21 protein-coding genes and 1 tRNA gene are annotated in these 20,450 nt (G+C 63.4%); 16 read left to right on the forward strand and 6 right to left on the reverse strand.

Features of this window, described 5'->3' with window-relative positions:
• The first annotated feature begins 17 nt into the window (after positions 1-17).
• The 8 genes from rpmJ to AVHM3334_RS03450 all read left to right on the forward strand — a co-directional run bounded on the left by rpmJ (position 18) and on the right by AVHM3334_RS03450 (position 4,860).
• The gene (gene rpmJ, locus AVHM3334_RS03415; RefSeq protein ID WP_011793797.1) at positions 18-131 is read left to right on the forward strand and encodes a 50S ribosomal protein L36; all 114 of its coding nucleotides are present in this window, start codon (positions 18-20) and stop codon (positions 129-131) included.
• Positions 132-153: 22 nt separating this feature from the next.
• Positions 154-519: a 30S ribosomal protein S13 gene (rpsM, locus tag AVHM3334_RS03420; protein ID WP_092744838.1), complete on the forward strand. Its 366-nt coding sequence runs from the start codon at positions 154-156 to the stop codon at positions 517-519.
• Between the two features lie 18 nt (positions 520-537).
• Complete coding sequence (gene rpsK, locus AVHM3334_RS03425) at positions 538-942, forward strand: 30S ribosomal protein S11 (RefSeq protein WP_092744839.1); 405 nt, start codon at positions 538-540, stop codon at positions 940-942.
• An 88-nt stretch (positions 943-1,030) separates the two neighbouring features.
• Complete coding sequence (rpsD, locus tag AVHM3334_RS03430; protein WP_284409651.1) at positions 1,031-1,654, forward strand: 30S ribosomal protein S4; 624 nt, start codon at positions 1,031-1,033, stop codon at positions 1,652-1,654.
• A gap of 110 nt (positions 1,655-1,764) precedes the next feature.
• A complete protein-coding gene (locus tag AVHM3334_RS03435; protein ID WP_092744841.1) occupies positions 1,765-2,757 on the forward strand; it encodes a DNA-directed RNA polymerase subunit alpha in 993 nt (330 codons plus the stop codon).
• An 87-nt stretch (positions 2,758-2,844) separates the two neighbouring features.
• Positions 2,845-3,243, forward strand: a complete 399-nt coding sequence (rplQ, locus tag AVHM3334_RS03440) for a 50S ribosomal protein L17 (RefSeq protein ID WP_284409653.1) — start codon at positions 2,845-2,847, stop codon at positions 3,241-3,243.
• A 25-nt stretch (positions 3,244-3,268) separates the two neighbouring features.
• Positions 3,269-3,345, forward strand: a tRNA-Met gene (locus AVHM3334_RS03445).
• 258 nt (positions 3,346-3,603) lie between these two features.
• Positions 3,604-4,860 (forward strand): Hsp70 family protein, encoded by a 1,257-nt coding sequence (locus AVHM3334_RS03450; RefSeq protein WP_284409654.1) that lies wholly within the window; start codon positions 3,604-3,606, stop codon positions 4,858-4,860.
• A gap of 58 nt (positions 4,861-4,918) precedes the next feature.
• Here the strand turns inward: AVHM3334_RS03450 and rsmI are convergent, their stop codons facing one another.
• Entirely contained in the window at positions 4,919-5,839 is a 921-nt protein-coding gene (gene rsmI, locus AVHM3334_RS03455) for a 16S rRNA (cytidine(1402)-2'-O)-methyltransferase (protein ID WP_284409656.1), read from the reverse strand.
• Between rsmI and AVHM3334_RS03460 the strand changes: the two genes are divergently transcribed.
• The 3 genes from AVHM3334_RS03460 (at position 5,839) to AVHM3334_RS03470 (ending at position 7,591) form a co-directional block, all read left to right on the forward strand.
• Positions 5,839-6,222: a YraN family protein gene (locus AVHM3334_RS03460; RefSeq protein ID WP_284409658.1), complete on the forward strand. Its 384-nt coding sequence runs from the start codon at positions 5,839-5,841 to the stop codon at positions 6,220-6,222. The genes rsmI and AVHM3334_RS03460 overlap by 1 nt on opposite strands.
• A gap of 98 nt (positions 6,223-6,320) precedes the next feature.
• Positions 6,321-6,917, forward strand: coding sequence for an SIS domain-containing protein (locus AVHM3334_RS03465; protein ID WP_284409660.1), 597 nt, complete (start codon positions 6,321-6,323; stop codon positions 6,915-6,917).
• On the forward strand, positions 6,914-7,591 hold the full coding sequence (locus AVHM3334_RS03470; RefSeq protein ID WP_502869840.1) for a BON domain-containing protein: 678 nt from the start codon (positions 6,914-6,916) through the stop codon (positions 7,589-7,591). The genes AVHM3334_RS03465 and AVHM3334_RS03470 overlap by 4 nt, the downstream gene beginning before the upstream one ends.
• Positions 7,592-7,694: 103 nt before the next feature.
• Here the strand turns inward: AVHM3334_RS03470 and AVHM3334_RS03475 are convergent, their stop codons facing one another.
• The 4 genes from AVHM3334_RS03475 to AVHM3334_RS03490 all read right to left on the reverse strand — a co-directional run bounded on the left by AVHM3334_RS03475 (position 7,695) and on the right by AVHM3334_RS03490 (position 11,618).
• Positions 7,695-8,624: an NAD(P)-dependent oxidoreductase gene (locus tag AVHM3334_RS03475; RefSeq protein WP_284409662.1), complete on the reverse strand. Its 930-nt coding sequence runs from the start codon at positions 8,622-8,624 to the stop codon at positions 7,695-7,697.
• A 67-nt stretch (positions 8,625-8,691) separates the two neighbouring features.
• Positions 8,692-9,828, reverse strand: coding sequence for a PilT/PilU family type 4a pilus ATPase (locus AVHM3334_RS03480; protein ID WP_284409664.1), 1,137 nt, complete (start codon positions 9,826-9,828; stop codon positions 8,692-8,694).
• A 37-nt stretch (positions 9,829-9,865) separates the two neighbouring features.
• Positions 9,866-10,501 carry a cyclic nucleotide-binding domain-containing protein gene (locus AVHM3334_RS03485; RefSeq protein ID WP_284409666.1) on the reverse strand — a complete coding sequence of 212 codons (636 nt, stop codon included), beginning with the start codon at positions 10,499-10,501 and terminating at the stop codon, positions 9,866-9,868.
• A 73-nt stretch (positions 10,502-10,574) separates the two neighbouring features.
• Positions 10,575-11,618 carry a type IV pilus twitching motility protein PilT gene (locus AVHM3334_RS03490; RefSeq protein ID WP_092744851.1) on the reverse strand — a complete coding sequence of 348 codons (1,044 nt, stop codon included), beginning with the start codon at positions 11,616-11,618 and terminating at the stop codon, positions 10,575-10,577.
• A gap of 39 nt (positions 11,619-11,657) precedes the next feature.
• Between AVHM3334_RS03490 and AVHM3334_RS03495 the strand changes: the two genes are divergently transcribed.
• Positions 11,658-12,380 (forward strand): YggS family pyridoxal phosphate-dependent enzyme, encoded by a 723-nt coding sequence (locus tag AVHM3334_RS03495; protein ID WP_284409668.1) that lies wholly within the window; start codon positions 11,658-11,660, stop codon positions 12,378-12,380.
• 72 nt (positions 12,381-12,452) lie between these two features.
• Here AVHM3334_RS03495 and AVHM3334_RS03500 read toward each other — a convergent pair whose 3' ends face one another.
• Positions 12,453-14,009, reverse strand: a complete 1,557-nt coding sequence (locus AVHM3334_RS03500; RefSeq protein WP_284409670.1) for a methyl-accepting chemotaxis protein — start codon at positions 14,007-14,009, stop codon at positions 12,453-12,455.
• Positions 14,010-14,324: 315 nt separating this feature from the next.
• Between AVHM3334_RS03500 and AVHM3334_RS03505 the strand changes: the two genes are divergently transcribed.
• From AVHM3334_RS03505 to AVHM3334_RS03520, 4 genes are read left to right on the forward strand one after another with little or no spacing between them, the layout of a single operon-like run.
• A complete protein-coding gene (locus AVHM3334_RS03505; protein ID WP_284409672.1) occupies positions 14,325-15,713 on the forward strand; it encodes a TackOD1 domain-containing metal-binding protein in 1,389 nt (462 codons plus the stop codon).
• Between the two features lie 5 nt (positions 15,714-15,718).
• Positions 15,719-17,044, forward strand: coding sequence for a glycosyltransferase family 2 protein (locus AVHM3334_RS03510; RefSeq protein WP_284409674.1), 1,326 nt, complete (start codon positions 15,719-15,721; stop codon positions 17,042-17,044).
• Position 17,045: 1 nt separating this feature from the next.
• Positions 17,046-19,205, forward strand: a complete 2,160-nt coding sequence (locus tag AVHM3334_RS03515) for a TolC family protein (protein WP_284409676.1) — start codon at positions 17,046-17,048, stop codon at positions 19,203-19,205.
• The gene (locus AVHM3334_RS03520) at positions 19,202-20,314 is read left to right on the forward strand and encodes an HlyD family secretion protein (protein WP_284409677.1); all 1,113 of its coding nucleotides are present in this window, start codon (positions 19,202-19,204) and stop codon (positions 20,312-20,314) included. The genes AVHM3334_RS03515 and AVHM3334_RS03520 overlap by 4 nt, the downstream gene beginning before the upstream one ends.
• The last annotated feature ends 136 nt before the right edge of the window (positions 20,315-20,450 follow it).

Below are 20,450 nucleotides of genomic sequence, written 5' to 3' on the forward strand. Positions count from 1 at the left end.
AGTTTTAGGAGAATGAAATGAGAGTTTCGGCTTCGGTCAAAAAAATCTGCCGCAACTGCAAGATCATCCGCCGCAAGGGTGTGGTGCGCGTGATCTGCACGGACATGCGCCATAAGCAGCGCCAAGGTTGATTGAAAGTATTAGAGGACGCATATGGCACGTATCGCTGGCATCAACATTCCGCCGCATCAGCATGCTGAAATCGGCTTGACCGCCATTTTTGGCATTGGTCGCACTCGCGCTCGCAAGATCTGCGAAGCAACCGGTATCGAGTATTCCAAGAAGATCAAGGATCTGACGGATGCCGATCTGGAAAAAATTCGCGATCAAATCGCACAGTTCACCATAGAGGGTGACCTGCGTCGCGAAACCACGATGAACATCAAGCGATTGATGGACATCGGGTGCTATCGCGGTTTCCGTCACCGTCGTGGTTTACCCATGCGCGGTCAGCGTACGCGCACCAATGCCCGTACCCGCAAGGGTCCGCGCAAGGGCGCAGCGGCTCTGAAGAAATAAAGAGATTGAGAGATCACTATGGCTAAATCTCCTGCCAATAACGCCTCGCAGCGTGTTCGCAAAAAGGTTCGTAAGAATGTGTCGGACGGTATTGCACACGTGCATGCATCCTTCAACAACACGATCATTACCATCACGGATCGCCAAGGCAATGCGTTGTCGTGGGCTTCGTCGGGTGGTCAGGGCTTCAAGGGTTCGCGCAAGTCGACTCCCTTTGCTGCCCAGGTGGCTTCCGAAGTCGCTGGCCGTGCTGCCATCGAACAAGGCATCAAGAACCTGGATGTGGAAATCAAGGGCCCTGGTCCTGGCCGCGAATCTTCGGTGCGCGCGTTGGGCGCACTGGGCATCCGTATCACGTCGATCTCCGATGTGACGCCGGTTCCCCACAATGGTTGCCGCCCTCAAAAGCGTCGTCGTATCTAATTTTTTATTGAAGCCCACCGCCATCGATAGCCTAGCGCATTGATGGCTCCCGCAATTTTTTTGCGGCAGATGACACAAGGAAGCTCAAGTGGCACGTTACCTCGGCCCCAAGGCCAAACTTTCCCGCCGTGAAGGTACCGACCTGTTTTTGAAGAGCGCACGTCGTTCTATCGCTGACAAGTCCAAGTTCGATTCCAAGCCTGGCCAGCACGGCCGCACTTCCGGTGCTCGCACGTCCGATTACGGCCTGCAACTGCGCGAAAAGCAGAAGGTCAAGCGCATGTATGGCGTGTTGGAAAAGCAGTTCCGTCGTTACTTCGAAGCTGCTGACCGCCGCAAGGGCAACACTGGCGCCAATCTGTTGTTTCTGCTGGAGTCCCGGCTAGACAATGTGGTGTACCGCATGGGCTTTGGATCTACCCGGGCAGAAGCGCGCCAATTGGTTTCGCACAAGGCAATCACGGTGAATGGCCATTCGGTCAACATCGCTTCGTACCTCGTCAAGACCGGTGATGTGGTGGCTGTGCGTGAAAAGTCCAAAAAGCAAGGCCGTGTGATTGAAGCGCTGCAATTGGCTCAACAAGTCGGCATGCCCGCTTGGGTTGAGGTCAATGCCGACAAGGCAGAAGGCGTGTTCAAGAAGGTGCCGGATCGCGACGAATTCGGTGCCGACATCAACGAATCCCTGATCGTTGAACTCTATTCGCGCTAATTTTTAGCGCACGTTCGAGAAAATTGTTCCTATACCGCGAGGCATCGCGGTATAGGCGCTTCACCAGCCTTACCGGTGTAACGAGCTGGGGGTATTGAGAGGAAGTCTGAATGCAAACCAATTTGCTGAAACCCAAGGCAATCAATGTCGAACAGCTTGGACACAATCGTGCCAAGGTGGCACTAGAGCCATTTGAGCGGGGTTACGGCCACACGCTTGGCAACGCCATTCGCCGTGTTCTGCTTTCGTCCATGGTGGGTTATGCAGCAACGGAAGTCACGATCGCAGGTGTGTTGCATGAGTACTCGTCGATTGATGGCGTGCAAGAGGATGTCGTCAATATTCTGTTAAACCTCAAGGGTGTGGTGTTCAAGCTCCACAACCGGGACGAAGTCACACTGAGTCTGCGCAAAGATGGCGAAGGCGTCGTAACTGCTCGCGACATCCAGACGCCACATGATGTGGAGATCGTCAATCCAGACCACGTGATTGCGCATTTGTCGCAAGGCGGAAAACTGGACATGCAGATCAAGGTGGAAAAAGGTCGCGGCTATGTGCCAGGCAATCTCCGCCGGTATGCGGACGAGTCGACCAAGTCTATCGGCCGTATTGTTTTGGATGCTTCGTTTTCACCTGTGAAGCGTGTGAGCTATACCGTTGAAAGTGCTCGTGTGGAGCAACGGACTGATCTCGACAAGCTGGTTGTGGAAATCGAGACCAATGGTGCCATTACGGCGGAAGATGCAGTTCGTGCCTCTGCCAAGATATTGGTGGAGCAGTTGGCCGTATTCGCGCAATTGGAAGGTGGCGAGCTTGCCGCTTTCGATGCACCTGCCGGCCCTCGCGGCAATGCGACGTTCGATCCTATTTTGCTGCGTCCAGTGGACGAGCTGGAATTGACGGTACGTTCCGCCAATTGCTTGAAGGCCGAGAACATCTATTACATCGGTGATTTGATCCAGCGGACGGAGAACGAGTTGCTCAAGACTCCTAACCTCGGCCGGAAGTCGCTCAATGAGATTAAGGAAGTTCTGGCCTCTCGCGGCTTGACTTTGGGTATGAAGCTTGAGAACTGGCCGCCAGCGGGCCTCGACAAGCGCTAAGTTATAATTTTTGGTTCCCTGGGGGAACAGTGCCTTGGGCAGTACCTGATACGGCTGCCCGATTTAATTATTCATAAGGAAAGCACCATGCGTCACGGACACGGACTTCGTAAACTCAATCGCACCAGCTCGCATCGTCTTGCGATGCTGCAAAACATGATGAACTCGCTCATCGAGCATGAGGCCATCAAAACCACTTTGCCCAAGGCTAAGGAACTTCGCCGTGTGGTCGAGCCGATGATCACGCTGGCCAAGGAAGATACCCTGGCCAATCGCCGTCTGGCGTTTGATCGTCTGCGTGACCGGGACAGCGTGACCAAGCTTTTCAATGTGCTGGGCCCCCGCTTTAAAGCACGTCCAGGTGGTTACACCCGCATTCTGAAGATGGGCTTCCGTGTGGGTGATAACGCTCCTATGGCCTTTGTTGAATTGGTGGAACGTGCAGAAAAATCGGCAGAAACCGCAAACGTTTCTACAGAAGCTTAAAAGTAGTATATAATTCATCTCTTGCCGCGCGATGGAGCAGTCTGGTAGCTCGTTGGGCTCATAACCCAAAGGTCGGAGGTTCAAATCCTCCTCGCGCAACCAACATGGCTTAGCAGCCGTCAAAAAAGCCCACTAACCAGTGGGCTTTTTTGTTTTTGCGAAAGTCATTTGGCAGGCCTATTCTTGTTTGAACGACGTATGTTCGTTGTCCCATATTCACTGAGCGGGTGCAATGCTTGTTTCGCAGAGTGGTTCACCGCTGAACTCGCGATATTGGCGCATTGCCCGCATTCTTGTTCAATTCACGCCTGCTTCTCACCTGATTTTGGGTGACTGGATGCGTCCTTCTTTCTATACGCGATGGCATCCTCAGACGAAACCACTTTAGGTATTGATTTCGGCACGTCCAATTCGGCAATGGCGCTGCGGCGAGGCCGTGCTACTGTGCAGCTATTACCTCTGGAGGGGGCCGCGACCACATTGCCTACAGCCTTGTTCTTCAACGCGGAAGACCATCGAACGCATATCGGTCGCGATGCAATAGCCCAATATCTCTCGGGTACGGAAGGCCGGTTGATGCGGTCGTTGAAGAGCTTGCTGGGCAGCGCATTGCTCCAAGACAAGACGGCAGTTCATCAGAGCATGGTGAGCTACCAAGACATCATTGCGTTGTTCCTGCGGACTCTGGCAGGTCAGGCCAGGCAAGCGTTGGGCGGCATGCCTGACCGTGTCGTCCTGGGGAGACCAGTACATTTTGTGGACGGCGATGAGGCACGTGATGCGCAGGCGGAAGATGCTTTGCGCCAAGCTGCAATGGATGCCGGCTTCACCAATGTCTCTTTTCAACTGGAACCCATTGCGGCGGCCTTGGACCATGAGCAACGAATCACGCGGGAAGCGTTGGTGCTCGTGGTGGACATTGGTGGCGGTACCTCGGATTTCACCATCGTCCGCTTGAGCCCAGAGCGAGCTCTCAAAGTGGATCGGAGTTCAGACATTCTTGCGACATCAGGGGTGCACCTTGGAGGCACTGATTTCGATCAACGGCTGAGCCGTTCCCAGGTCATGCCTCTCCTCGGATTGCGGCACATCGGACCGAGTGGACGCGAGGTGCCGAGCCGCGTGTTTTTTGATCTGTCGACATGGCACTTGATTCAGTGGTTGTACGGCGCCAAGGCATTGCGCGAAGCCCAGGCGTTGCGCAATGATTATCTGGACTTGCGCTTGCATGACCGTCTTATGGAGGTCCTTAACGAGCGCTGGGGACATCGTCTGGCTAACGCAGTGGAGCAGGCAAAGATCGCTGTCTCACAAAAAGACTCGGTTGAGCCGATCACGCTGGAGTGGCTGGAATCGGGGCTGCAAGCTTCCCTGTCTCCGGATGTGCTGGCGGTGCAGTTGGATGGACCTCTGCATCAGATTGTCGACTGTGCCCGCGAATGCTTGGCCACGGCAGGTCTGGATGCGAATGGTGTGGATGCCATCTATCTCACCGGTGGTTCTTCCGCATTGCGCCCACTGCGCTCAGCGCTGAAAGCCGCTTTCCCCGAAGTTCCCCAGATCGAAGGCGATCTGTTTGGTGGAGTGGCCTCTGGATTGGCCTACACCGTGGCTTGAATGAGAAGCCCTTGAGGTTCTTTCATTTCGGATAACGCATACCTCTTCATTTGCTGCGTTAATTCGCTGATCCGTTTTCTTGCTTCCAGGCTAGGGCAGATTCATAAAGGGTGTTGCGCGACGCGCCCGTGATCTCCGCTGCCAATCTCACAGCCGTTTTGAGCGGCAGCTCCTGCATCAGCAATTTCAAGATTCGAAGGCTATCGCCGTCGTCATGCTGGGCCATCTGTGGGTGTAGCAAAACGACGAACTCGCCACGAGTTCGTTGCGGCCCTTCGGCCAGCCATGCAGACAATGCATGTGCGGCAACGGTGGCGATTTCCTCGAACTGTTTGGTGATCTCGCGCGCAAGAGTGACTTGGCGGTCTCCCAGTATCGCGAGGGTCTGCGCCAATTCGGCAATGCGGTGCGGTGCCTCCAGCAAAATGACGCATCGGCTTTCCGTCGACAGTTTCTGCACCGCCACAGAACGCTCGCCGCTTTTGGTGGGGAGAAATCCAGCAAACACAAAGCCTTCGGCGTCGATGGCCACCGCGCCCGCAGCGCTCAAAGCTGCGGTCACGCTGCTGGCCCCTGGCAGGGGCACGGCCCGAAGTCCAGCAGCATGCACGGCCGTCACGAGCCGGGCGCCTGGATCGCTGACGCCAGGAGTTCCCGCATCACTGGCGTAAGCCACTCGCTGCCCCGCGCGCAGTCGCTCGATGACTGCTTGCGATGCTTCTGCCTCGTTATGTTGATGCACTGCCAGCAACTGGCTGCTGGTTTTATCAACGCCATAGGCGCGCAGCAATGACTGGGTGTGGCGGGTGTCTTCGCAGGCGATGGTGTCGGCGAGTTGCAGCACGTGCAGCGCCCGCAGCGTGATGTCGGCCAGATTGCCGATGGGGGTCGCCACGATGTACAAAGCCCCTTGCGGATAATGCTGCGCAGCTGCCGCGTCGCGTGCGGCGTTCAGGGCTGATGCGAAAGAGGCGCTCAATGGAATTCCTTGGAAAAAAACCGGCAGCCACGACGCTTGCGGTCGGCAACGCCGCCGAAGACCGCGCCTTGGCCCACTTGCAAGCCGCTGGACTGCGGCTGGTCGAACGCAATTATCGAACGCCGGGGCGAGGGGGCGGGGAGATCGACCTGATCGTCCAGGATCGCGACGGGACGATGGTGTTCGTGGAAGTTCGCAGCAGGGGCAGCAAAGCCTTCGGCGGCGCGGGCGCCAGCATCGGGCGAGTCAAGCAGCAGAGGATCGTGTTCGCGGCGCGTTGCTATTTGATGCGCCTGCCGGCGCCGCCGCCGTGCCGCTTCGATGCCGTCTTGGTAGAAGGCGAGTCCGTGCAATGGTTGCGCGGCGCCTTTGAAGCCCAATAGCACTTGCCAGGCAATGCATCGCACGGATGCAGTGTTTTACGCATGCCTCCAATGCTTGAGCGAAAGGACGCCGACCCCGCAGGTATCATCGGCGCCTCATGCTCGAGCAACGCATCCAACAGCATTTCATTGACAGCGCCGACCTCAAATACCAGTCCGCGCAAACCCTGAGCCATCCCATCGCTTCCGCGGTGCAAGCCGTTCTGGCTTGCGTCACCAGCGGTGGCAAGGTGCTCGCTTGCGGCAGCGGTCCGGCGGCGGCGCAGGCGCAGCAGTTCGCCGCGCTGTGCGTGGCAGGCTTCGAGCGGGAGCGTCCCGAGCTCGCTGCCATGGCATTGGCTCCGGACGCGATCTGGACACCCGGCGGTCTTGAAGGCCCTGACATCGACGCATTGGCGCGCCAGATCCGCGCGCTGGGGCAGGCCGGTGACGTGTTGCTGGCTTTGACAGAAAGCGGCAATGATCTTTCACTGCTGTCTGCTTGCGACGCGGCGCATGAACGGGATATGACCGTGGTGTCCCTGACAGGGCGCAGCGGGGGCCGGCTGGCGAGCATGCTGCGCGAAACCGACGTCTTGATTGCCGTTCCTCACGACCGCGCAGCACGCGTACGGGAGGTGCACTCGCTCGTCCTGCATTGCCTGTGCGACGGCGTGGATGCCCAATTACTTGGTGAACAGGAGATACCGCTATGACATTCCCTATGACACGCTTCACGCGCCTGACGTGCACTTTGCTGGCCCTCGGGGCTTTGAGCGCAGGCCTGTCTGCCTGCGCCCCGCTCGTGGTGGGGGGCGCGGCCGTGATGGGCAGCATGATGGCCTCGGACCGCCGCACGACCGGCATTCAGGTGGAAGACGAGGGCATCGAGTTGCGTGCAGCCAACCGCATCCGCGACACGTTCGGCGACCGTGTGCATGTCAACGTTACCAGCTACAACCGCCAGGTCCTGCTGACCGGTGAAGTGCCTACCGTGCAGGACAAGGAGAAGATCGAGCAAGCCGTTCTGGCGGTCGAAAATGTGCGCTCCGTCGTCAACGACCTGGGCGTGATGGGCGCCAGTTCGCTCACGCAGCGGTCCAACGACACGCTCATCACCGGCAAGGTGCGTGCGAGTTTCGTCGATGCCAAGGATCTTTTCGCCAGTGCCTACAAAGTGGTCACCGAGCGCGAGACGGTGTACCTCATGGGGCGCGTCACGCAGCGCGAGGCGGACCGCGCTTCCGACATCGCCCGCGGCGTGAACGGCGTGCGCAAGGTGGTGCGCGTGTTTGAAATCATCACGCAGCAGGATCTGGAACGGGGCTTTGCCCAGCAACGGCCTGCACCCGTGACGACGGACGCCTCGCCCGATACGCCGATCCGATAAGCCTGCCAAACGAGTGGGCCACGCCGAGACGCGGTCCTCACAAGCTTTTCAAAGTTTCCAGCGCGTTGACAGGGGCCCCATCAAGGCTCCTGGCTGCGGCTTTCTATGCCGACTTCTTGCGACCCAGGCGGGTAATCAGGCTGGAAGTGTCCCAGCGGCTGCCGCCGTGCTGCTGCACATCCGCATAGAACTGGTCCACCAAGGCTGTGACCGGCACACGTGCACCGTTGCGGCGCGATTCATCCAGCACCAGACCGAGGTCCTTGCGCATCCAGTCGACCGCAAAGCCGAAGTCGAAACGGCCTTCGACCATCGTCTTGCCCCGGTTGTCCATCTGCCAGCTTTGTGCGGCGCCCTTGCCGATCACGTCCAGCACCAGCGGCATGTCCAAACCGGCATGCTGGCCGAAGGCAATGGCCTCCGCCAGGCCCTGGACGATGCCGGCGATGCAGATCTGGTTGACCATCTTGGCCAACTGGCCCGACCCGCTGTCGCCGACGCGGGTGAAGGCCCGCGAGAACGCCAGCGCCGTGGATTTGACGCTGTCGAAGGTGGCGGCCTCGCCACCGCACATCACGGTGAGCTGACCGTTTTGCGCGCCCGCCTGGCCGCCCGACACCGGCGCATCGATGAACTGCAGGCCCAGCGTGCGCGCGGCGCCGGACAGCTCGCGCGCCACTTCCGCCGATGCCGTCGTGTGGTCGACAAAAACCGAGCCGGGTTGCATGCCGGCGAACGCCCCATCGGCCCCCAGCGTGACCGAGCGCAGGTCATCGTCGTTGCCCACGCAGCAAAAGACGATGTCCGCACCCTGGGCCGCTTCGCGGGGCGTTGGCGCATGGCGCGGCGCCGAGGTGCCGGCAAACTCTTCGCACCAGGCCGCTGATTTGGTGGCGGTGCGGTTGTAGACGGTCACGGCATGGCCCGCCAGGGCGAGGTGGCCGGCCATTGGGTATCCCATCACGCCCAGGCCGATAAAGGCGACCTTGCGTGCAGGGGCGGCGTCGTAGCTGCGAGGATTCGTGCTGGGCATGGGAGATGTCTCCATTTCAGAAAAAAGAAAACCCGCCGGACCAGGGCGGGCGGCGGGGCGGCAGCCGTCAGACGATGGCGAAATGCTCGGTGCCCGAGGCCAGGTCGGTGGTCTTGGCGCGCTGGCTTCCCAGCTTGATCTGCAGCCGCAAGTCGTTCAGCGAGTCCGCGTTGCGCAGCGCGTCTTCGTAGGTGATGACGTTGGCCTCGAACAGATCGAACAGCGATTGGTCGAAGGTCTGCATGCCGAGGTTGCGGCTCTTCTTCATGATTTCCTTGATCTCGGCGACCTCGCCCTTGAAGATCAGATCGGCAATCAGCGGGGTGTTGAGCATCACCTCCACCGCGGCTGCGCGACCCTTTCCATCTTGTTTGGGGATGAGGCGCTGCGAGATCATGCCGCGCAGGTTGAGCGACAAATCCATGAGCAACTGCGCGCGCCGCTCTTCGGGGAAGAAGTTGATGATGCGGTCCAGAGCCTGGTTGGCACTGTTGGCGTGCAGTGTGGCCAGGCACAGGTGGCCGGTTTCGGCGAAGGCCACCGCGTGTTCCATGGTCTCGCGGTCGCGGATTTCCCCCATCAGGATGACGTCCGGCGCCTGCCGCAGTGTGTTCTTGAGGGCCGCCTCCCAGCTGTCGGTGTCGAGGCCGACCTCGCGCTGGGTGACGACGCAGTTCTTGTGCGGGTGCACGAATTCGACCGGGTCTTCCACCGTGATGATGTGGCCGAACGAGTTCTCGTTGCGCCAGTCCACCATCGCGGCCAGGGTGGTCGATTTGCCCGAGCCTGTGGCGCCCACCAGAATGCACAAGCCCCGCTTGGTCATCGTGACTTCCTTGAGCACCTGCGGCACGCCCAGCCCGTCGATGGTCGGCAGCGTGAGCGGAATGGTCCGAAGCACCATGCCCACGCGGCTTTGCTGAATGAAGGCATTCACGCGAAAGCGCCCGATGCCGGCGGGCGAGATGGCGAAATTGCACTCCTTCGTGCGCTCGAAGTCGGCCACCTGCTTGTCGCTCATGATGGCGCGTGCCAGGGTGAGCGTATGGGCCGGAGTGAGCGGCTGGGGTGACACCTTGGTAACTTTGCCATCCACCTTGATGGCGGGTGGAAACTCGGCGGTGATGAACAAGTCACTGCCGCCGCGGCTCACCATGAGCTTGAGCAAGTCGTTGATGAATTTACTGGCCTGATCGCGTTCCATCAGCAAGCTCTCCCTGGGGTGGTTGCACAGCGGTGCGTCATTTCTGGCTGTCTGACAGTCTTGCGCTCACCACGCGAAGACGCAGCGAGAGTTTGCGGGCCAAAAGGGCCACCAGGCTGGCGGCGAGTTGCGGATCCTTGGTCATCATGTCGTCCATGGCCTCAGCGCTCAGCACTGCGATCTCGCAATCGGTCAGCGTGGTGCAGGCCGAAAAGCGGATGCCGCTGTCCAGCAAAGACATTTCACCCAGGATATCCCCCGGGCGGGTTTCCGCCAAGCGCAGATGCTCGCCCCAGGGCTGCACGCGGTCCACGGCGATCGTGCCCGTGAGCAGCACCACCATGAAGTTGCCGTATTCGTCCTGGCGGATCACGTCGCGGTTCGGCGCCACGGCGGCGAATTCGAAGAAGCGCTCCATGCGCTCCACCGCATCCTTGTCCAGGTGCGCCATGTACTTGTCCTTGGCCCACAGCGCCTGCAGCAGCTTGCCGCCGCGGCTCGGGGCCATCCGCTTGGCGCCCACCTCGACGGCACGGGCTTCCCAGGGCACCAGCATGGCGTCGTCCACGCCTTGTCCGGCGAAAGCGGTGCTGAAAAAGACGGAGTCGCCGCCTTCTTCCGCCGCTTTGCTGCCGCGGGTCTTGGCCTTCAACAGGCCGAGGATGCCTTTCATAGGGAATGCTCCGGTGTGCAGCCTGAAAGGGCCGCGAATCTCTGGGTGGGGTGGACGGAGGGCGCGTTGCGCTTCAGCCCGGGAAGTTGTCGGGAATCTTGGCCTTGCCCCGCGCCTCGGCGGGGCTGATGACGTTGCGCCGCACGAGGTCGGTCAGATTCTGGTCCAGGGTCTGCATGCCGGCGCTGCTGCTGGTCTGGATGGTGGAATACATCTGCGCCACCTTGGCTTCGCGGATCAGGTTGCGGATGGCGCTGGTGCCCAGCATGATCTCGTGCGCGGCGACGCGGCCCTGGCCGTCCTTGGTCTTGCACAGCGTCTGCGAGATGACCGCCTGGAGCGATTCGGACAGCATGGCCCGGACCATTTCCTTTTCTTCGGCAGGGAACACGTCGATGATCCGATCGATGGTCTTGGCAGCGCTGGAAGTGTGCAGCGTGCCGAACACCAAGTGGCCCGTTTCCGCAGCCGTCATTGCCAGGCGAATGGTTTCGAGGTCGCGCATTTCTCCCACCAGGATGGCGTCCGGATCTTCGCGCAGCGCCGACTTGAGAGCTGCCGCGAACGACAGCGTCATCGGGCCGACCTCGCGCTGGTTGATCAGGCACTTCTTGGATTCGTGCACGAATTCGATGGGGTCTTCCACCGTGAGGATGTGGCCGTATTCGCTTTCGTTCAAGAAGTTGACCATCGCTGCCAGCGTGGTCGATTTGCCCGAGCCCGTGGGGCCGGTGACCAGCACCAGGCCGCGCGGCTTCAGGGCCAGTTCGCCGAAGATCTTGGGTGCATTGAGTTGCTCCAGGGTCAGGATCTTGCTGGGAATGGTCCGGAAGACGGCGGCCGCACCGCGGTTCTGGTTGAACGCGTTCACCCGAAAGCGCGCCAGGCCTTCGATCTCGAAGGAAAAGTCGACTTCCAGGAATTCTTCGTACGCCTTGCGCTGGGCGTCGCTCATGATGTCGTAGACCATGGCGTGCACGGTCTTGTGATCGAGCGCATCGACGTTGATGCGCCGCACGTCGCCGTGGACCCGGATCATGGGTGGAAGGCCGGCCGACAGATGCAGATCGGAAGCCTTGTTCTTCACGCTGAAAGCCAGCAATTGGGTGATGTCCACGGGGTCCCTCGGTCGTTTGGTACGCTCAGAGGAATCATTATGACGACGATTGGTAACAACCTCCAACAGGTTCTTGGACGCATCGCGCAGGCCTGCGACGCAGCGGGGCGCGACCCCGCCAGCGTGCGCCTTCTGGCCGTTTCCAAGACCTTCGATGCCGATGCAGTGCGGCAGGCCGCCAGTGCCGGGCACCGGGCTTTTGGCGAGAACTACATCCAGGAAGGGGTGGCGAAGATCGCCGCGCTGCAAGCCGACGCACCGCCCTGGACGCCGCGCCTGCAGTGGCATTGCATCGGTCCGGTGCAAAGCAACAAGACCCGCCAAGTGGCCGAACACTTCGACTGGGTGCACACCGTGGACCGGGAGAAGACGGCGCAGCGCCTTTCCGACCAGCGCCCCGCAGCGCTGGCGCCGCTCGACATCTGCATTCAGGTGAATGTCGATGGCGGCGCGACCAAGGCGGGTGTGCCACCCGGGGAAGCACTGGCGCTGGCATTGGCTGTTGCGCGCCTGCCACGTTTACGGCTGCGGGGCCTGATGAGCATTCCGGACGTGGCTCCGGATTTCGCCGCGCAACTGGCGGTCCACGCTGCAGTGAAGGCGTTGTTCGATCAGCTACGGCACGAAGGCGGTGAGGGCTTCGAGTCGTTCGACACCCTGTCTCTGGGCATGACCGCCGACCTGGAGGCCGCGATCCATGCGGGCAGCACCATGGTGCGGGTCGGCACTGGCCTCTTCGGCACCAGGCCGGCCCACGCCTGAGGCCAGGGTCCGCCGCGTTCAGGCCCGGCACGCCAGGTTCAGTTGCGGCCGCAAACTGGCCTCGGAGTTATCCTAATTCAGCCGGAACACTCTCACAGCCTGCAGCAGGGCGCTGGTGCGGTCTTTCATGTCGCTGGCGGACGAAGCCATCTGCACGACCACCCTGCCGTTTTGCTGGGTGACCTGGTCCATCTGCGACACGGCCTGTCCCACTTGGGCGACGCCCATCGCCTGCTCGTTGCTGGCCGCGCTGATGTCTTGCATGAGGTCCGTCACGCGGCGGATAGATGACACCACCTCCGTCATGGTGGCCCCGGCCTTGTTCACCAGCACGCTGCCTTGCTCGACCCGCTGCACGCTGGTGGAGATCAGGTGCTTGATCTCCCGCGCGGCCTCAGCCGACCGGCCGGCCAAGCTGCGCACCTCGCTCGCGACCACGGCAAAGCCCCGGCCCTGCTCACCTGCGCGCGCAGCCTCCACCGCGGCATTGAGCGCGAGGATGTTGGTCTGGAACGCGATGCTGTCGATGACGCCGATGATGTCGGCGATCTTGTGGGAGCTTTCGTGGATGCCCTTCATGGTCTCGACCACCTCGGCCACAACCTGGCCGCCATGGACAGCCACGGCGCTGGATTGGGCGGCGAACTGGCTGGCCTGGCGGGAGTTGTCGGCATTCTGGCGCACCGTGGAACCCAGTTGCTCCATGGACGCTGCCGTCTGCTGCAGCGCGCTGGCATGGTGCTCGGTGCGGCTGGACACGTCATGGGTGCCTTGCGAGATATCGGTGCTGGATGCCGCCACTGCCTCGGACGTGCGGCGCACGTCGTACAGCACGTTCTGGAAACTGTCGCGCAGCGCTTCCAGGGAATGCAGCAATTGGCCAGCCTCGTCGGTCTGCCGGGCCTCGAGGGCCTGCGTCAGGTCGCCCGTGGCCATGGTCCTGGCGGCCTGCGCTGCCTGCTGGATGGGACGCACTATGCTGCGTGAGATGAGCCAGGCCGTGGCCGCTGCCACCACGATCGCCGTGCCGCTGAGCGCCAGCATCAGAATGGAAAAGCCCTGGGCGACTGACCTCGCATTGGCCGATTCCGTCTTGTTCTTTTCTTCCTCGATGTCGATCAGCTGGTTGATGCTGGACAGCCACTCCACATAGGCGGGTCGGGCCTGCTCCTGCAGAACCTGGATGGCCTCATGTGGCTGGCCGGTGCCGCTCAGTTCGATAACCTTTCGGGTCAGGGGCAGTGCGCGTGATTCGACTTCCTTTATGCGGTTCAGCGCCTCCCTCTCGCGGGGCTCGATCGGGGTGGAGGCGAACATCTGGTCCAGCGGTGTCGCTGACTGCGCGTAGTGGCCCGCGAGCTTCTGGATCAGGTCGATCTCGGCCTGTAGCTGGTCTGGGCGCGCTGCCAGAGTCACGTCGCGCAGCGCAATGGCTCGGTCATGCACGCTGCCGCGGAAATTGATGGCATAGCGCTGTTTGACGCTGTTGTAGTCCCCGATGGTGGCCAGACTGGCGTTGATATTGGATACCCGGTTCACGCCGATGACCGTCAAGCCAAGCATCAACAGAATGAGCAGTGAAAACCCCAATGCCAAGCGATGAGCAATCTTGATGTTCGAAAAATTCATGGTTGCACCTCAGTTGCGGAAATGGGCTAAACATCCGATGTTTCTATTTGTAATTCTGCCTGCCTCTCGAAAGAGATCAATCACAAAGAAATTTGGATGTTGGATTAATGTCTCCATTGAGCATTGTTGGGTGTATTGGGGCGCGCTGATTCGATAGGCAAAAGCGGGTAGATATCGGTCAAATCCGCAGGCAATGCGCGTTCTGAGCTGGCATTCAAACAGTGAAACAGTGTCGTTGTCCTGTTGGTTGCCGACAGATGCGCTTTAGAATGCCGCTGGCCATGCTCTATGGCTCTACACGAATGGATAGTTGTTTTGAATGTTGAAATGATGCCCGCCGCGGTTTCGGGAACCATGGTGGTGCTGCGGCCTTCGGGGCAGTTGGTGGCAGGCGAATCCCGGGCCAGGGCCTGGAATACGTGGGAGGCTTTCGTGGCCTCCGGTGTGGAGCCGCTGGGGTTCTATCTGGACGGCTGGCAGGGCGATGCTCCCTTCGCTCTGGCGGCGCGGCTGCGCGCCAGCGCCTGGTGGGATCTCCCGCTGTTCATGGCGCCAGGCGAGTCGGCTCCGCCCTGGCTGGCGGATGGCGTTGCGCCTTATGCCGCTGCCCTGGCCGCCAGCGAGTTGTGCCTGGCCGTAAGGCGCAGCCTGCCGCTCGATCCCGCGGCCCTGCATTTCGACGAGCGGGTGCTGTATTTCCTGTGCCTGCGCGACGGGGCCCAGTTGCAGCCGCAATGCGACCGTGCCAGCCTGGCGCTGTACCGCTACCCGATGGTGGAGGCGCTGGCCCGGGCCGGTGACGATGCCGATGCCTGTCTTGCAGGCCTCGCGCGGCGCCGGCTGCTGGAGCCTGCCGAGCTGGTCGATCGCACGCGGCACTGCCGTACCTGCGGCAGCGCCCATATCCATTACCTGGACGTGTGCCCGCACTGCACCAGCATCCATATCCGCAAATCGCCCTCGCTGCATTGCTTTGCCTGCGGGCATGTGGCGCCCGAAGCCGATTTCCATGCCGATGGCGCGCTGTCGTGCCCCAAGTGCAGCGCCATGCTGCGCCACATCGGCGTGGACTACGACCGCCCGCTCACCCAGTACGCCTGCGGCAGCTGCCACCACGTATTCGTGGAGACCCAGGTGGTCGCGCGCTGCCTGGACTGCCGCACCACGGCAGAGCCGAACGCGCTGGATGTGCGCGAGATTTCCGCCCTGCGCCTGAGCCCGCAGGGGCGGGCCGCGCTGCGCGCCGGGCAGATCCAGGAGTCCTTCGCCGCGCTCGATTCCACGCATTACGTGCCTCCCGCCGACTTTCGCCGCATGCTCGATTGGGCGTTGGCCACGCAGTCGCGCCACGACGAGATGCGGTTCGCGCTGATGCTGGTGGAGTTCCAGAACGCGGCCGAGGTGATCGAACGCGAAGGCGCCTCCCGCGTGTTCCTGATGCTCGACGAGTTCGCGCGGCGCCTGCATGAGCTGCTGCGCACGTCGGACATCACCACGCGCACGCACGAAGAATGCCTGTGGATGTTCCTGCCGTTTTCCTTGCCCGAAGGGCTGGCGGCCCGCCTGCAGGCCTCGCTCCAGGGGCCCGCCGGCGGCGCCGCCATGCCGCTGCGCACACGCATCCGCCACCTGTCGGTGCCGGGCGGTGCACGGCCCGGCGAGCAGGCGGCAGAGCTCATGGCGCGGCTGCGCGACGGAGCCTGATCCCGATGTGGGAGCAGGTGGTGTTTGCGTTCGTCACGCTGTTTTCCAGCGCGACCCACCAGTCGTGGGTCGAGCTGGCGCTCAAGTTCTTTCCGTTCGTGGTTCTGCTGGAGGCGCCGTTCTTTCTGCTCGTGTGCTCGGGCATGGTGAAGTACGGGCTGCGCGAACACCGGCCCTTCCTGCAGCGCGAGCGCTATCCGCGCGTGTCCTGCGTCATCACCTGCTATTCCGAGGGGGACGACGTGCGCAAGACCATCCAGTCGCTCGCCCAGCAGATCTACCCGGGCTTCATCGAGATCATCGCGGTGGTGGATGGCGCGGTGCAGAACGAGCCCACCTTGCGTGCCGCCCGTGGTGCGCGCGAACTGCTGGCCGGTGCGCGGCGGCGCGCGCTGGTGATACTGCCCAAGTGGCAGCGCGGCGGCCGCGTCTCCTCGTTGAACGCGGGCCTGTCGATCGCCAGCGGCGAGATCGTGATGGCGCTGGACGGCGACACTTCGTTCGACAACGACATGGTGCGCAATGCCACGCGGCATTTCGATGATCCCGGCGTGGTGGGCGTGGCCGGCAGCCTGCGCGTGCGCAACGCGCGGCGCTCGCTCGCCGCACGCATGCAGGCGCTGGAATACATGCTGTCCATCGGTGCGGGCAAGACAGGGCTGTCGGAGTTCAACATCGTCAACAACATCTCGGGGGCGTTCGGCGTGTTCCGCGCCAGCTTCATCCGCAACCTGGGTGGCTGGGATGCGGGAACCGCCGAGGACCTGGACATGACGATGCGCATCAAGCAGTACTTCGGCCGCCATCCGGGCCTGCGCATCGTGTTCGACCCGCATGCCGTGGGCCACACCGATGCGCCCGACACCTGGCGCGTGTTTTTCCGCCAGCGCCTGCGCTGGGACGGCGACATGTTCTACATCTTCATTCGCAAGTTCCGGCTGAACCTGCGCCCCCGCCTGCTGGGCTGGCGCAATTTCCTGTTCGTGGTGGTGAACGGCCTGGTGATGCAGGTGCTCATGCCCTTCCTCATCGTGGCCTATACCGGAGTGATGCTGTTCACCCTGCCGGTGGGGGCGGTGCTGGGGGTGCTGGGCTTCGTGTACGTGTTCTATCTCGCGGCGCTGCTGTTTTACTTTCTGCTGTACCTGGTGGCGGTGTCCGAACGGCCCCGGCACGATGCGGGCTACCTGCGCTTCCTGCCGCTGTTTCCGCTCTTCGCCTTTGTCAATCGCGTGCACTGCACGTTCTCGATCCTGCAGGAGGTCTTCATGAAGACCCACCTCGACTCCGCGATGGCCCCCTGGTGGGTCTTGCGCAAAACCAAGTTCTGATATGCCGCACCGCCTGGTTGGACGTTTTTTGCCATGGGCCGCCGTGCTGTGCCTGCTGGGCCATGCCGCGAGCGCGCTGTCCGGCGGCCTTCCCCTGCCGCAGTCGGGGCCGATGGAGGCGCCCCCGGCTTCCCTCGCCGCCCTGGAAGGCTGGGCCGAGGTGCAGGCGCCGGCCGTGCGGCTGGCGCAGGCCGAGGCCGACGTGGCCGCGCACCGCACCGGCGCCGCGCGTGCGGGGCAGGGCGCCCGCGTGTTCGGGGGCGCCAGCCTGGGCGGTGTGCGCGAATCCGTCACCGACACCACCAGCCGCGACTACCAGCGCGGCCAGGCCCAGATCGGCGTGCGTTGGCCGCTCCTGGGCAGCCGCGAGGCCCAGCAGCGTGGCGTGCGCGAGGCCGAGGGCTCCGAATCGCTGGGCCGCCTGCGGCAGGCGCAGGCGCAACGCGGCGTGCGCCTGGCCGTGCGCCAGGCCTATGTGCGGTTCGCCCACAGCCTGCAGCGGCGTTTGCTGGCGCAGGAGTTTCTGGCCGTGCGCGCGCCGGTGGAGGCACAGCTGCTGCGCCGCCGCCAGGCCGGCGTGATGCTGGAGGCCGACCGGCTCGACCTCTCGGCGCTGTTCGACGGCGTGCAGGCCGCGCTCGATGCACAGAGCGCGGCCCAGGCCAGCGCACTGCGCACGCTCTCCCGTCTGGCCGGCCAGCCCGTGACGCGGGTGGAAACCGCGATCCCCGCCTGGCCCGCGCACTGCCTGGAGCGTGAGGCACTTCTTGCCCAGGCGGGTGACGACCCCGCCATCGCCCAGGCACGCAGCGAGCGCGACACCGCCGCCGCGCAGCTGGACAACACACGGCACACGGGCCTGGAGGCCGGTGTGTCGCTGTCGCAATCGGTGAGCCGCGACATCGGTGGCCAGCCCGGGCGCAGCACCGTCGTCGGGGTGGACTTCTCCATGCCCCTCGAATGGCGCGCGCAGCGCGACGCGGCCCGGGGCCAACTGCAGAGCGAGCGCGACAGGGCCGACCAGTTGATGGAATTGCGCCTCGGTGACTACCGCGCCGTGCTGGACCAGGCCCTTGCCGACTGGCAATTGCGCGGCGGCGAAATGCCGGGGTTCCTGAACCGGCTGCAAGCGGCCCAGGAAGGCTTGCGCGTGGCACGCCTGCGGCTGGACGCCTTCGACGGCGACGGCTATTCGCGCCTGCTGATGGCGCGCTACGCCCTCTATCAGGCTTCGCTGCAGATCGTCGATGGCTCGGAGCGCCGGGCGCTGGCTGCGCTCGATGTGCTGGCGCTCGGCAGCGCCTGCCAGCCCCAGCCGGGCACCGACGAGCTCCTGGCCGATCTGCTCGCCCCCGTGATCACCGCCCTGTCCGCGCTGCCGCCGGCCGTGCCGGGCGACAAGGCCGACGAAGCGCGTGCGACGGGCCTGGGATGGTTTTCCTGGAATGGGCAGGCGTTGCTTGACCGGCCCGCCCGGCTCGATGCCATGCCGCAAGACAGCCGGCGCGTGCTGCTGTCCTTCACCGGCGCGCAGTTGCGCGCCCTGGCGCGCCCGGCGGGCCGCGCCGCGCTGCGCCGGTTGCTGGAGCACGCGCACGCCCGAGGCTTGGCGGTGGAGCTGATGCTGGGCGAGCCCAGCTGGGTGCTTCCCGCCGGGCGCGAGGCCCTGCTGGCGCTGCTCGCGCCGCTGCGCCATGTGCCGTTCGACGGGCTCAACCTCGACCTGGAGCGCAGCCAGCTGGACGCGGCCGACCAGCCTGCCTGGGAAGACGGCACCGTGGCGACGCTGCAGGCCGTGCGAGCCGCCACGCCCTGGCCGCTGGCGTTGACCACGCACTACCGCGAACTGCAGGTGCCGGGCCTGGCGAAGCGCCTGCAGGCGGCGGGTGCCGCCGAGGTCGTGGCGATGGTCTACGTGAGCCGGCCCGAACGGGCCGCCGAGCTTTCGCGCCCGCTGGTGCAGCAGGCCGTGCCCGGCCTGCGGGTGGCGGTGGCGCAGAGCATGGAGCCCGTGCTCACCGCCGAAGAGAGCAGCCATGGCGTGGGCCGCGCCGTGGCGCTGCAGCGCTGGCGTGCATTGGCACAGGCCCTGTCCGACCTGCCCGCTTTCGGCGGCGTGGTGGTGCAGGCATGGGAAGATTTTGAAGAGGCAGCTCCGTGAAGATCCAGTTCGACATTCCGCCGGGTTCGGCGCAAGAGGCCAACGGCCTGCCCGTGCGCTACGCCACCGCCAAGCGGCAGGTGCCGCGCTGGCGCTGGTACCTCCTGCTGGCCATGGTGCTGGCACCGCCGGCCTACCTGCTGATGCGCTTTGCCGTGGCCTACTGGTGGGAGACGGCGCCCGGCTTCGTCGTCACCGAACAGGTGGCGGTGGGCGTGCACACCTCCGGCCGCGTGGCCCGCATCGCGGCCGTGGGCGAAACGGTGCCTGCCGGCCAGCCCGTGATGTCGCTGGAGCCGCCGCTGGCGGGGACCATGCCGGCGTCCGTCGCTCCATTGGCGCCCATCGCGGCAGCCGACCCCGGCGTGGCAAAGGCCGTGGCGCAGGGGCAGGCCGCGCGGCTGGCCGGGCTGAAAGAGGCCGAGCGGCTGGCGCGGCAGCAGGCCGCCCTGCACCAGGAGCGCGTGCGCACGATGGAAGGTCTGCGCCTTCAGGGCGCGGCCACGCGGCAGGAACTCGATGGCGTGCGGCTGCAGGCCCTGCAGGCGCAGGCCGGCGTGGACCGCGCGCGTGCCGACCTGGCCGAGAACGCGGCGCAGGTGGCGCGCGATCAAGCGCTCACCCTGGCCGCGCTGCGGGCGCAGGGCCAGGGGGCTCCGGGGTCGGCCACCGGCACCAACGCGGCAACGGGGCTGCCCGCCAGCGGCGCCTCGGTGCTGCCGCCCGATGTGGTCGCGCCGTTCGAGGCCACCGTGGTGCGGCAGCTCGTGCGCCGGGGCGAGTGGGTGGTGCCCGGCACCGACGTGGCCGTGCTCCAGGGGCGCGGTGCCCCCATGGTGCACGCCTATGTGCTGCCCGACGAAGCGCGCTACGCCCAGGTGGGGCGCCAGGCCATGCTGCAATTCATGGACGGCGGGCGCATCCGCGCCGAGGTCGTCGGCGTGGTGGCCGAGGCCGAGCGCATCCCGGCCGAGCGCGTCTCGCCGCTGTCGCCGCGCATGCCCTCCATCGTCGTGCGCCTGCGTCCCCTGGAGCCGTTGCCAGCGGCCTACCGCATTCACCAGCTGCCGATGGACGTGCGCTTCGATTGGGTGTGGAGCGGCTTCTAAGCCAAAAACGGGGATTGCTAAATTGGTATTTCAATGTTGCTATCCCACAGCCGTTGGCTCAGGATGCAGCCGGTCTGTGGCCGTAGTTCAGTTGCGAATTTACGCCCCCAGATGAACAGCAGCGAGTGCAAGAGCG

This window comes from Acidovorax sp. SUPP3334, assembly GCF_030159055.1.
GTDB lineage: Bacteria > Pseudomonadota > Gammaproteobacteria > Burkholderiales > Burkholderiaceae_C > Paracidovorax.

What these genes read in the sequence shown, in the direction of transcription:
- AVHM3334_RS03515 (WP_284409676.1), top strand. Translation starts at nt 17,046, where the DNA reads ATGCCGCACCGCCTGGTTGGACGTTTTTTGCCATGGGCCGCCGTGCTG.
- AVHM3334_RS03465 (WP_284409660.1), top strand. Translation starts at nt 6,321, where the DNA reads ATGCTCGAGCAACGCATCCAACAGCATTTCATTGACAGCGCCGACCTC.
- AVHM3334_RS03435 (WP_092744841.1), top strand. Translation starts at nt 1,765, where the DNA reads ATGCAAACCAATTTGCTGAAACCCAAGGCAATCAATGTCGAACAGCTT.
- AVHM3334_RS03450 (WP_284409654.1), top strand. Translation starts at nt 3,604, where the DNA reads ATGGCATCCTCAGACGAAACCACTTTAGGTATTGATTTCGGCACGTCC.
- AVHM3334_RS03500 (WP_284409670.1), bottom strand. Translation starts at nt 14,009, where the DNA reads ATGAATTTTTCGAACATCAAGATTGCTCATCGCTTGGCATTGGGGTTT.
- rpsM (WP_092744838.1), top strand. Translation starts at nt 154, where the DNA reads ATGGCACGTATCGCTGGCATCAACATTCCGCCGCATCAGCATGCTGAA.
- AVHM3334_RS03510 (WP_284409674.1), top strand. Translation starts at nt 15,719, where the DNA reads ATGTGGGAGCAGGTGGTGTTTGCGTTCGTCACGCTGTTTTCCAGCGCG.
- AVHM3334_RS03475 (WP_284409662.1), bottom strand. Translation starts at nt 8,624, where the DNA reads ATGCCCAGCACGAATCCTCGCAGCTACGACGCCGCCCCTGCACGCAAG.
- AVHM3334_RS03495 (WP_284409668.1), top strand. Translation starts at nt 11,658, where the DNA reads ATGACGACGATTGGTAACAACCTCCAACAGGTTCTTGGACGCATCGCG.
- AVHM3334_RS03480 (WP_284409664.1), bottom strand. Translation starts at nt 9,828, where the DNA reads ATGGAACGCGATCAGGCCAGTAAATTCATCAACGACTTGCTCAAGCTC.
- AVHM3334_RS03485 (WP_284409666.1), bottom strand. Translation starts at nt 10,501, where the DNA reads ATGAAAGGCATCCTCGGCCTGTTGAAGGCCAAGACCCGCGGCAGCAAA.
- rpsK (WP_092744839.1), top strand. Translation starts at nt 538, where the DNA reads ATGGCTAAATCTCCTGCCAATAACGCCTCGCAGCGTGTTCGCAAAAAG.
- AVHM3334_RS03470 (WP_502869840.1), top strand. Translation starts at nt 6,914, where the DNA reads ATGACATTCCCTATGACACGCTTCACGCGCCTGACGTGCACTTTGCTG.
- AVHM3334_RS03460 (WP_284409658.1), top strand. Translation starts at nt 5,839, where the DNA reads ATGGAATTCCTTGGAAAAAAACCGGCAGCCACGACGCTTGCGGTCGGC.
- rplQ (WP_284409653.1), top strand. Translation starts at nt 2,845, where the DNA reads ATGCGTCACGGACACGGACTTCGTAAACTCAATCGCACCAGCTCGCAT.
- rpmJ (WP_011793797.1), top strand. Translation starts at nt 18, where the DNA reads ATGAGAGTTTCGGCTTCGGTCAAAAAAATCTGCCGCAACTGCAAGATC.